Source organism: Acinetobacter sp. ABJ_C4_1, assembly GCF_044538495.1.
Classification (GTDB): Bacteria; Pseudomonadota; Gammaproteobacteria; order Pseudomonadales; family Moraxellaceae; genus Acinetobacter; species Acinetobacter nosocomialis_A.
On the sequence record NZ_JBIUCQ010000040.1, the window covers coordinates 1 to 268 of the forward strand.

At 48.9% G+C, this 268-nt stretch carries 1 protein-coding gene; it reads right to left on the reverse strand.

The window, feature by feature from the left end; all coding sequences use genetic code 11:
• Positions 1-268 (reverse strand): Ig-like domain-containing protein (locus ACIF8R_RS18390; protein WP_396482483.1); only part of this gene is annotated, 268 nt, incomplete at both ends.

Consider the following 268-nt stretch of genomic DNA (forward strand, 5'->3'; position numbering starts at 1 on the left):
ACACGGGCATTAAAGCTACCGTCTGTGCCAAGTTCTGATGCATTGATGATGCCATCAATGTTTAAGTCATCCGGTACTGTAATCGCACCAAGCAAGTTCGCTGCTGCAGTATCTACAGTTACAACCGCACTGGTTGTACTCACATTACCTGCAGGGTCGGTTGCTGTCACAGTCACCGTATGTGGACCATCTGCCAACACTGGAAGTGTATTGTCTGCAAGTGTCCAGGTACCGTTGCCATTATTGACCGCTGGATAGTCCACACCAT